The following is a 10861-nucleotide window of genomic DNA, read 5'->3' as shown; positions in this document are numbered from 1 at the left end:
GTTATATAAACACAGTGAAGTTGATTAGTGTCGTCAATCACTCCCCCCCCAAAAACTGTACCGCTTGTCCTGTTTATCGCAAAATCTTCTTCATTAGAATATACCGATATGCTAATCTCGCCTCCAATCCTTCTATCAACCTTGATGAAATTTCTTTTTAAATTAAAAACTTAGGTTAATTTATGTTTACTGTAACACGTCTCCTAACAGTGGTTCTTCTGACCATTAGCATGGTTGGAATCGCCTCGGCAGGGCAGAAACGGCCAAACAGCCTAAAGGTAACCGCTACCGCTTATAATTCGGTTTCTAAACAGACCGATAGTACTCCAGATGTCGCCGCATGGGGTGACCGCCTAAAACCGGGCGTAAAAGCTATTGCCATTTCGAGTGATTTACTCAAACAGCATGGCCTAACCCGTGGTGATAAAGTCAGAATCAGTGGCCTCGACGGCCGCTATGTCGGTGAATATGTCGTACTCGACAAAATGCACTCACGCTGGCGCAAAAAAATTGACATCTACATGGGAAAAGATGTCCACGAAGCCAAGCGTTGGGGAAAACGCAAAGTCACCATTCATTGGTAAAAAAACCACACGATTGAAGGATTCTCTCAAGCCCGCACATTGCGGGCTTTTTTCTTGGTTGCCACAAGTTTATCATGCGCCCATGCAAACCCTAGAACCTTATGATGTTGTAATCCTCGGCGCTGGCGCGGCGGGTTTACTGTGTGCCGCGACAGCCGGAAAACGCGGACGGCGTGTGCTACTGCTGGATAAAGCGGACAAAATCGGCAAAAAAATCCTCATCTCCGGTGGTGGGCGTTGTAATTTCACCAATTTGCATGTCAACCCAGCCGCCTATTTGTCGCAGAATCCCCACTTTTGCAAATCAGCCCTGGCGCGTTATACCCCAGCCGACTTCCTCGACTTAATGCGTAAGCACAGCCTGAGCTGGCATGAAAAAACCTTAGGGCAACTCTTTTGTGACCAAAAAGCACCAGCCATCGTTGAGATGCTATGGGCAGAATGCCGCGATGCAGGCGTACACTTGCGCCTGAATACCGAGATTCAGGCCATTAGCCGCGCCACCGAGCGCTTTCACCTGCAAACCACCCAAGGCGCATTCCAAACCACCGCCCTCGTGATTGCCACTGGCGGGCCTTCGATTCCTCGCATGGGTGCAACCGATTTTGGCATACACGTTGCGAAACAGTTTGGCTTGAAAAATATCCCCTTTTCCCCAGCGCTCGTCCCCTTCACGTTTACCCAAACCATGCTGGATGGCCTGTTTGCGGGCTTAGCCGGTGTGAGTACCCCCGTTGCGGTCAGTTGTGGGGAAGGTTATTTCCGCGAAGACATGCTATTTACTCACCGAGGCTTGAGTGGCCCGGCAATGTTACAAATTTCATCTTACTGGCAAAAAGGTGCAGCGGTACAGATTGATTTACTACCGGGGCGGGATGCTTTAAGTTGGCTACAAACACTACAGAAACAACGCCCAAAGGCCGAATTGAAAACGGTACTCGCAGACGTCTTACCCAATCGACTGGCACAACGCTTGTGCGAAACCGTGTTCCCCAATCGTCCCTTAGGACAATACGGCGACAAACTGCTGCAATCCATTGCTGAGCAATTACACGCTTGGGAATTAACCCCCGCAGGCACAGAAGGAATGCGTACCGCTGAAGTCAGTTTAGGTGGGGTGGATACCCGCGAACTCTCGTCTAAAACCTTGGAGGCTCGCCACGTACCGGGGCTGTATTTTATTGGTGAAACGGTGGATGTAACCGGTTGGTTAGGGGGATATAACTTTCAGTGGGCATGGGCATCAGGGTGGTGTGCGGGGCAGTACGTTTAGCCCCCCACACACCCATCATTTCATTATACGCAGCCAGTAGGCTTAGGCAGACCACCATATTTGGTAATGGGCTTCATTGGCCCGGTTTTCCACTGCGCGAACAGCTCTTTCTGATCCATATTGATGAATTTGGAGAATTTACGGATCGGTGGAACCACAGCCTGATCATCATAATACTCACGCGCTTTCATGATCTGTTCCCACTTGGCATCGGTCAGTTCGACACCATCAGCTTCTGCCATGGCTTTACCAATTTCCGGTGTCCAATCATCCATGCTCAGTAAGTAACCGTCACCATCGCGTGCTGGAATTTCTACACTCATTGTTTAAGTCTCCTCAAATTGCCTAGTAATTTAGTAGGGTATTTTACTGATAAAAGGGCGGGGCGTGTCAATACTCACACTGGCTATAAGCCATTGCTTACCCCGCCCACTGGCTCAAGGTGCTGCACCGGCAATCACCGTGCTGTCATTAATGGCAATGGCAGCTCCCCCCGCCAATTGGAAAGCCGCAATCTGGCGCTGCATTTCCACCGTTACCGCCAAATTAACACTAGGGTCAAGCACCGAACTGTGTGCACCGCTATTGAAACGCACAATACCATCTTCACCCGCAGCGGTTGCGGTTCTGCTCGTCAATTGCATCACGCTTGCCAGTGGCTCCGTGCCGGACAGTGGCGCTCCCGTCACACGGTTAGGAATGACCTGATCCCCTAACACCTCAATCATGTGCACAGGATGCTTAGCCGCCGCCTGCGCTCCCAATACCACTGGGTCAGCCGGATCAATCACCGTCTGCGCCACCACCATAAAAGCGTCATACGCTGCCGACCCCGGTGTCAGCCCTGCACTGCCCAGACCCGCCTGAATCACCGGGCCAAAACTCGCCGAGCCATCCAACAACCGCGCAATTCCCCCGCCCGTTGTCACCAAAGATGCAGGCGTTGCAGCCGTTTCCGCTGCCAAATACCCCGTACCAATAACTCCCCCTAACGAATGCCCCACAAAACCGACCTTAGCGGTATTTAAAGGCACGGCAGTGATATTGCCCAAACTGCGCCGTAACACCAACAAATCCGCAATCCCTTGGCGGATATTGTCACGTGAGGTGAGTAAACTGCCTAAATTGATGAAATGCGTACCGGAACTGTCAATAACACCATCGGCTCCCGCTGTACCGGTCGAGGCATTTTGCACATCCAAATTAAAGGTACGTTCCACATCGTTCGCAAACGCGGCATTTTTGTCTGCACGCAAGGGATTGGCATCCTCTGTTACCCCATGCAACGGTAAGTCAATCGCAATTCCGACATACCCCGCATCCGCCAGTGTATCCGCGACTGCCAGCAAGTCTTGGCGGTTACGGGTAATCCCATGCTGGAAAATCACCACAGGCCAACCACCCGCAGGCGGTGTTGCCCCCGCCAACGCACTGGCATTCGGCACACTCATCAACACAGGCACGGTCTGCGTAGACGTCGCGACTGGAGCTGGATTATAGCGGGTTAAAAAAGAACCTGCTGCTCCCGACCAAGCCGTCGTCAACGGCGCGGTCGGATTCGCGGTACTGGGCGCTGTCAGGTAATACGGTACGTCTAATGTGCCGATATGCACATTAGCTTTTCCCGCTAACGCCGGAACAAAGGTATTGCTTGCCCCCAACGTCGGGGAAATCAGCAGTGGGCTTGCCGCTGCTTGCCGCTGCATCGCCTCCAACACTGGCGTAACCGATTGCGTAGTAAAACTCCAACTCAACACGATAGTCGCCGCACTGACACCTTGATTGGCAGCAATAGCCTCTTGGTTATTGATTAGTTGACGCAAGGGTTCTAACGCTGCGTACTCACCGCTTAAGGGGGTCGTGCTTTTTGCCAGCAAATAGGCCGAATCACTGGTTGCCGCCCGTCCATCACTCCCTTGAATGGCATTGGTTAACACCACCAAATAACTCGTGCTCTCCTTCAACGGCTTTAACGGCACTAAGGCTAAGGTATCCTGCTGCGTTCCCACAGCGGTTGCCAACAATTCAGCCGCCGTTACTTCACGAACAACCCCGGTAATGGCTTGAGTAGCGACATCCTTACGCACCTCAAACACCCGCACACTGCTACCCGTTTGCAGCGAACCTGCTTTCAGACTCGCGCCAAACGCCGCTGTAATCGGTGCGGTCAGGCCAAAACCGTCCAAGGTATTCAGGCTGTTCACCAAGCCAAGCTGACCGGGGTTGGTGATGGTGGCAGTGGGAATATTCAAGGTGCCATCCGTTGACCCTGCCAGCAACAGGTCATTGGTTTGCGGAATCACGCCGCTACGAGGATCAAACCGTGCCACTGCCGTGCCCCTCCCCGTCGTGCCATTGGCGTTGGCACTGAAATCATAATCGCTGGAGTCGCCGCAGGCTCCCAACCCTGACACAGCCAAGGCCAGCAGAATATTCCGTGATAAAAGCTGTAATTTCATGGGAAACTCCTTCTAAAACGACCAGTTCAATTGAGCGCTGACAATATCCACACTGGAATCGTACACACCACGCAGGGCATAACCATTATCCGTACTGACATTATCAATCGGGGTTTCATCCGTGAAAATGTGGGTGTAACCGACATCCACATCCAAATTCTTTTTCAGCTTGTAATTCGCACCAGCGGATACCCACGTCCGATCCGCATCCGGGGTACGTGCAGTACGCAATTGTGGGCTAGGCACGGGGGTTTCATCAAATGCCACCCCGCCACGCAACTTCAGGCGATCGTTATATTGGTAATTCGCCCCGACACTGTAGCGGTTCACATCCTCCCATGCCTGAGGCACATCCGTGACTAAGGAACCATCTGCCGTTTTTTTAACAGTCAGGCTTTCAAAGCTGCTCCAGTTGGTACGGGTCACATCGCCCATGACGTCTAAACGCTCATTCACTTTATGCGCCGCCGACACGGAAAAACTCGCAGGTAAATTAGCCTCTGCGGTCGCATCAGCCGTATTGAAACGGGTAATACCGGTTGCCGTCACAATGGGTTGCAAACTCGCATCAATGTCATACTCGACTTCACCTTCCAACTCATGATCCAGCGCGGAACGGTAATTCACCCCCACCCGTGTCTTTGGCGTTGCCTGGTATAACGCCCCCGCATTCACCCCGAAAGAGATGTCATCACCACTGATCGTCACCTTGCTATCGGTTGCCGCATTCGACAAGGCAGGCAAACGCGCCAGACACTGCGTCAATAATGCGCCACTGTTCGCGGCACTGGCAATGCTACGGCAAGCAGCGGCTGAATCAATCGCACTTTGTAACTCAACGTGAATGTATTGCGCACTCACCCCTGCGCCGACACTGAGCTTATCATTCACCTGATAGGCCAGTGCCGGGTTGACATTGACGGTTTTAATTGCAGATTTCAACGCATTGTAACGCCCAATCCAATCCTCTTCGTATTCAGTACCCAAGCCGAAGGGGGCATTGATACCGATACCGGCACTCAACTTGTCGCCATAGCTGCGTACCGCGTAGGCATTAGGAACCGGCGCTGCGTGTCCTCCACCATCGTTGATTCCCGTTAAGGTTGTCTCCGCTAACGCCACATTGCCCCCGGTCAGTGCCGGGTTAACCCGTGATGCCTTATCGGTGAAATCCGCCTTGGGAGCAATCACGTGTGCGGCGACACTGGTTTTTGTACCCTCACCCAAGGCTGTCATCGCAGCGGGATTGAACCAAACGACCGATGCATCATCAATCGCTGCTGCCCCACCCGCATACGCATTCCCTGCGCCCGAACCTGACTGGTTGGCCAACGCAAATCCAGCCGCTTGAACCGTGGTACTCAACGCGGCACTCACCACCGTCGCTAACACACTTTTCGCCATGAAGTTAACCATGATCAATCTCCTCCTATTTCACATTATTCATACGCTTCCATACAGCCATGACGCACCTCTCTTACGTCATGACACCTTTTCAATGCGCCTCGTCCCAATTATCGCCCACGCCACTCTCGACCAAGAGCGGCACAGCCAACTGAGCCGCTGCCGTCATGAGTGCCGTGACCTGTGAGCGCACGGTTGCCAACTCGGCTTCCGGCACTTCAAACACCAGTTCGTCGTGTACTTGCATAATCATCTTGGTGTGCAAACCACTGCTCCGTAGCCAGCTATCCACCGCAATCATCGCCTTTTTAATAATGTCAGCCGCCGTCCCTTGCATGGGGGCATTAATCGCTGTGCGTTCGGCGTACTGGCGTGTCGCCGCATTTTTGGACTTGATGTCCGGCAAAAATAAGCGCCGCCCAAACAGCGTTTCCACATAGCCTTGCGCCCGTGCTTGTTCGCGGGTGTCATCCATGTACTGCTTCACACCGGGGTAACGGGCGAAATACAGGTCAACGTAAGCTTGTGCGTCTTTGCGGTCAACGCCGAGTTGTTTCGCCAAACCGAACGCGGACATCCCATAAATCAACCCAAAATTGATCGCCTTCGCCGCCCGACGTTGCGCGGTCGTCACCGCCGCCAATGCTGTACCAAACACTTCCGCCGCCGTTGCCCGATGCACATCCAAACCCTGTGCAAATGCCTCCAACAGCCCTTTATCGCCGGATAAGTGAGCCATGATACGCAATTCGATCTGGGAATAATCCGCCGCCAACAGCTTGCAACCGCTTTCCGCGATAAAGGCTTGGCGAATCCGCCGCCCCTCCTCATTGCGTATCGGAATATTCTGCAAATTCGGGTCAGACGACGACAAACGCCCAGTCGAAGCCACCGCCTGATGGTAGGACGTATGCACCCGCCCGGTACGTGGATTGATTTGTTCCGGTAACTTATCCGTGTAAGTGGACTTCAGTTTTGCCAAACCGCGATGTTCCAAAATCAACGACGGCAAGTCATGCCCCATCTCCGCCAACTCTTCCAACACATCTTCAGCGGTGGACGGTTGCCCCTTCGGCGTTTTGCGCAACACCGGCAAGCCCAGTTTGTCGAAAAAGATTTCCTGAATCTGCTTGGGTGAGGCAAGGTTGAATTCCTGCCCGGCAACAGTGTAAGCCTGTTGCATAACCGTATGCATCCGCGCTTCCAGCTCCTTGCTTTGTTTGGCGAGCATCATGGCATCGACTTTCACACCGTTGCGTTCAATGGTGGAAAGCACACTCACCAACGGCACTTCCACTGCCTCATACAACTGACGCTGCGCATCGAGTGCCTGCAACTGCGGCCAGAAATGCCGATGCAAGCGCAACGTATAATCCGCATCTTCGGCGGCATAAGGTGTGGCCTGTTCCAAAGCGACTTGATTGAAGGTGATCTGGTTTTTGCCCTTGCCCGCAATATCTTCAAAATGGATAGTAGTGTGATTGAGGTGCTTTTCACACAAGGTATCGAAATCGTGGCGGCTGGCGGTGGAATCCAGCACGTAGGATTCGAGCATGGTGTCATGGGCGATACCCCGCAATTCGATGCCATGGTTGAGCAGGACGCTGCGGTCGTATTTGAGATTCTGCCCAATCTTGCGCAGGCCAGGGTTTTCTAGCAGCGGTTTGAGTTGGGCAAACACGGCGTCACGGTCGAGTTGCGCTGGTGCACCGAGATAATCGTGTGCCAATGGCAAATAAGCCGCTTCGCCGGGTTGGATGGCAAACGATACCCCCACGATTTCCGCCTCCATATAGTTGAGACTGGTGGTTTCGGTATCGAAAGCGAATTCGCCAGCGGCTTGCAGACGGGTTAGCCAAGTGTCGAGGTCTTCTTGCGAGAGGATGGAAGAATAAATCCCCCCCGTCCCCCCTTTTTCAAAGGGGGGGGCAAGAGGCAGTTGCAGGTCGCCCTCTCCTGTTCCCCCCTTTGAAAAAGGGGGGCTAGGGGGGATTTTCTCCAGCACATCCAACGCCGCCAACCGCGTCCGAAACCCATACCGCTCATACAACACCCGCAACCTATCCACATCCTGCGGGTTAAACGCCAGCGTTTCCGGTTGCAAATCCAGTGCTACATCGCATTTGATCGTCACCAGCTCATACGACAGCGGCAGGTGCGCCAACGCTTCGCGCAGGTTTTCGCCGATCTTGCCCTTGAATTCGTTAGCACGCGCGATGATGTTTTCCAGTGAACCGTATTCTTCCAGCCATTTCACCGCCGTTTTCGGGCCGACTTTGGCAACACCGGGAACGTTATCCACCGAATCACCAATCAAGGCGAGGTAGTCACGAATGCGTTCCGGTGCAACCCCAAACTTTTCGACGACCCCCGCAGGGTCAGCATAATGCCCGCTCATGGTGTTGATGAGATGGACACGTTCATCCACCAGTTGCGCCATGTCCTTGTCGCCAGTGGAAATAATGACCTTACCCGTGTATTCCTTTGCCAATGTACCGATGACATCATCGGCCTCCACATCAGGAATAATCAACAACGGGTAGCCTTGAGCGCGGATAATGTCCAGCAACGGTTCGATTTGGCAGCGCAAATCGTCTGGCATCGGCGGGCGGTTAGCTTTGTATTGCGGGTACAGGTCATCGCGAAACGTTTTGCCGGGTGCGTCGAAAATCACCGCCATGTGTTCCGGGTCGTAATCCTTGCGCAATTTATCCAGCATATTGAGCACACCGTGCATGGCTCCGGTGGGTTCGCCGTGCGCATTGGTCAACGGCGGCAGGGCGTGGAACGCACGAAACAGATAGGAAGAACCATCAACGAGGACAAGAGGCTTGCTGCTATGGGTAGTCATAAGGGCTGGCTTACGGCGTTAAAACCTTGAGTATAGCGGTTTCTCGCCGCCGCCCCTATGCCCTCAGCGCATATTACGCAAATGGATTAGCCACTTCATCACTCGTTTTAAGGCTAATTTTTTCCGGCAAAACACCGCTGGCTTGTTCAGTGCTCAATATTTGCACCACAGCATCCAGCATGTCTTTGAGTTTGAGGGCAAGCGCTAAACCGGCGGCATCGTGCGTAATATCCAAACTACCGTGCAAGGATACGCGATCCAAACGGTTTTCAATGGTTAAATCCTGCAATAAGCGGGTTTCGGCTTCATTCTTGAAAAAATCCATCGGGCTATGCTCAAGGTTGCGGTAAAGGCATTACATTAGCTTTGCTGAAAGCGTCGATGCTAGGGAAAGGGTCAATGCCTGCCGTTTGCGTCAACTCGGCAATGCTCATCATTTTGTAGTTCCTGTTAGCATCGTTTGCAACCCAATACGCCCCACTTTCCCCCGTATTGGCGTCGTAAATCGCTTTGAAGTAACTGCTTGGCACTAACACCCGATTATTGATGCGTTGCAGCGAGGCTCCCGCAAAAATGGCACCAGAAACCACATACAACTCACCGCGCTGCTTGGCTAAATCGCGGGTGCGTGACTCAATGCTTGACCACAACCCCCGGTTATTCGATGGATTTTGCGGTGTCATATTCGCGAGGGAAAAACTTTCACGCATCGCCTCCACCGTCGGCATATCACCGGCTGGAACCAAATGCCCACGATCAAAACCAGAGCCTGCATAATCAGCCAGTTCAGCACGCTCATCCACCGTTAGACGCGGCTCAGCGTAGAAATTGTCAGTCCGGTCAATATCCATCAGCAGCTCGGCATACGTCATGTGCTCACTCGCCCATAACGGGGTGCGTGTCACCCCCGAATGCAGTACCGCAAATTCCGTAAAACACAACGCCTGCGTTTTAGCCGCCAGTTTCGCGTTCACCAATTGCGGCATATCGCCGTTAGCGTGATGCTGCGGGCAAGCACTGGCACTGCCAGCGGTGCTCGCCGTAGCACCGGTGTTCGTCGCACCAGAACCCGATGAGGCGGTATTATTGGATGCACAAGCCGTTAAGCTCAATAAGGTAAATAGTGTGATTAACACACGGTTAGACATTGTATTCATCAGCAAGCCCCCAGCGTTATTTTCGACAAATTGTAAGTCTAACTGACAACTCACCAAGGTGTCCCCGGTGTTAAGCAGCTTCCGCTAAAAACTTTTTCGGGTTCTGGTTAGCAATTTGCCAAAACAAGGTTTCGCCCAACGCAGCTCGTAGGTCGATTGACAAACGCCGTTCAGGGTAACGCTCATTGCTGGTCATGTAAAAATCGGAACCAAACAACACTTGAGAACGCACGCTCTCATCCTCTAACAGCACCTTCAATAAGGTAATGTTTTCTTGAAAATTAAAAACTGTATAGGAAACGTCTGCATAAAGGTTAGGGTAGTCCCCGCTGCGCATCATATCGAGGATTTTTTCCAGCCAAGTCGGGTTATTAACCGATCGGTCGCGGGTCAAATAACGCTGCCATTCTGAAATGCCGCCAAAATGCGAGAGGCAGATTTTGAGATCGGGAAATGCTTCCATCACCGCTGCGTAATGTTTAGGGTCTGCTAAGCCCTGCGCCACTTCAAACGGCAAGTGTTTGGTATTCACTGACCCCGGCGAACAATGCGCTATCAACGGCAGCTTATGCTTGACCATGAAAGGGTAAATGTCGCGCATCAATACAGGGTCGCAAGGGTAATACCCTAACGGAGGGTAAATTTTAACACCGCGAAACTGTTTCTCCTCCACCAACCGCGTCAAACGCGCCAACGCCGCAGGGTGACGCGGGTCAATGTGGGCAAAAGGAATCAGAATGTTTTTATATTCCTTACGCTGGGTAAGGTCTGCTAATTCTTGATGTTGCTGATCAATATCCTCCAAGACCTTGCCTGCTTCCATGTGAGCCATGTCCATCGGCAATACCACAAAGCGCGTCCCTTGCGGGTAATAATTCATTAACGCTTTGAAGTTCTCTTCCTGCCCCTTTTTATAAGCAAAACTGATAAAGTTAGCGCAACGCTGTAACCGATCGTTGGTTGTCCAAGGCACAATTCTTTGCATGACCGTGTTTAACACCCCCCGTATCACCTTATTGCGTGCCAACGGCACAATAAAAAACGGAAAATAACCATCGGGTATGTGCTTGTGGGTAAAAATGTGGGTGTGGCAATTATAAATCACCTGTTCGCTTAACGTGTTGCTTGACATC

General features: G+C 52.4%; 9 protein-coding genes. 2 read left to right on the top strand and 7 right to left on the bottom strand.

The window, feature by feature from the left end:
* The first annotated feature begins 230 nt into the window (after positions 1–230).
* A complete protein-coding gene (locus QJT81_21275; GenBank protein WGZ94276.1) occupies positions 231–584 on the top strand; it encodes a 3D domain-containing protein in 354 nt (117 codons plus the stop codon).
* Positions 585–666: 82 nt separating this feature from the next.
* Entirely contained in the window at positions 667–1857 is a 1191-nt protein-coding gene (locus tag QJT81_21270; GenBank protein ID WGZ94275.1) for an NAD(P)/FAD-dependent oxidoreductase, read from the top strand.
* Positions 1858–1880: 23 nt separating this feature from the next.
* Here QJT81_21270 and QJT81_21265 read toward each other — a convergent pair whose 3' ends face one another.
* From QJT81_21265 to QJT81_21235, 7 genes are all read right to left on the bottom strand, one after another.
* Complete coding sequence (locus QJT81_21265; GenBank protein WGZ94274.1) at positions 1881–2180, bottom strand: TusE/DsrC/DsvC family sulfur relay protein; 300 nt, start codon at positions 2178–2180, stop codon at positions 1881–1883.
* Positions 2181–2294: 114 nt separating this feature from the next.
* Complete coding sequence (locus QJT81_21260; GenBank protein ID WGZ94273.1) at positions 2295–4316, bottom strand: lipase; 2022 nt, start codon at positions 4314–4316, stop codon at positions 2295–2297.
* A 12-nt stretch (positions 4317–4328) separates the two neighbouring features.
* Entirely contained in the window at positions 4329–5732 is a 1404-nt protein-coding gene (locus QJT81_21255) for an OmpP1/FadL family transporter (protein ID WGZ94272.1), read from the bottom strand.
* A gap of 79 nt (positions 5733–5811) precedes the next feature.
* Positions 5812–8571: a DNA polymerase I gene (gene polA, locus QJT81_21250; protein WGZ94271.1), complete on the bottom strand. Its 2760-nt coding sequence runs from the start codon at positions 8569–8571 to the stop codon at positions 5812–5814.
* A gap of 73 nt (positions 8572–8644) precedes the next feature.
* Positions 8645–8896, bottom strand: coding sequence for a hypothetical protein (locus tag QJT81_21245; protein ID WGZ94270.1), 252 nt, complete (start codon positions 8894–8896; stop codon positions 8645–8647).
* Between the two features lie 10 nt (positions 8897–8906).
* Entirely contained in the window at positions 8907–9728 is an 822-nt protein-coding gene (locus tag QJT81_21240) for a DNA/RNA non-specific endonuclease (protein ID WGZ94269.1), read from the bottom strand.
* A gap of 70 nt (positions 9729–9798) precedes the next feature.
* Positions 9799–10860 (bottom strand): amidohydrolase family protein, encoded by a 1062-nt coding sequence (locus QJT81_21235; GenBank protein WGZ94268.1) that lies wholly within the window; start codon positions 10858–10860, stop codon positions 9799–9801.
* Position 10861 lies beyond the last annotated feature (1 nt).

Source organism: Candidatus Thiothrix putei (assembly GCA_029972225.1).
Classification (GTDB): Bacteria; Pseudomonadota; Gammaproteobacteria; order Thiotrichales; family Thiotrichaceae; genus Thiothrix; species Thiothrix putei.
Note: the sequence above shows the minus strand (reverse complement) of the source record. Positions and strands in the feature narration are given on the sequence as shown.